This window comes from Actinomycetospora aeridis (assembly GCF_037400275.1).
Taxonomy (GTDB): Bacteria; Actinomycetota; Actinomycetes; order Mycobacteriales; family Pseudonocardiaceae; genus Actinomycetospora; species Actinomycetospora aeridis.
On record NZ_JBBEGL010000034.1, the window covers coordinates 1 to 317 of the forward strand.

At 74.4% G+C, this 317-nt stretch carries 1 protein-coding gene; it reads left to right on the forward strand.

Annotated features, from left to right (window positions below):
- The coding region (locus WCD41_RS31055; RefSeq protein ID WP_337719131.1) for an integrase core domain-containing protein at nt 1-317 on the forward strand (317 nt) is incomplete at both ends.

The window sequence follows — 317 nt, forward strand, 5'->3', positions numbered from 1 at the left end:
TGACCCACTCCAGGCCCTACAACCCCCGCTGCTGCGGCAAGATCGAACGACTGCACCAGACCGCCCGGGGCTGGCTGGCCCGCCGCCCGGCCCCAGCGACGATGACCCAGGCCCGCGCACTGTTCGCCGAGTTCACCGAGCACTACAACACCTACCGGCCCCACCAGGCCCTCGACGGCGCCCTACCCGCCCAGCGATACCGGCCCGGCGCGCCCACCGTGCTACCCGTGCTCGAGGTCGAACCCGCCGACGCCCACCTGCCCGCCGGCGCGCTGCTGCGCGAGGTCAACCGCGGCGGGCGGATCGGCTACGCCGGA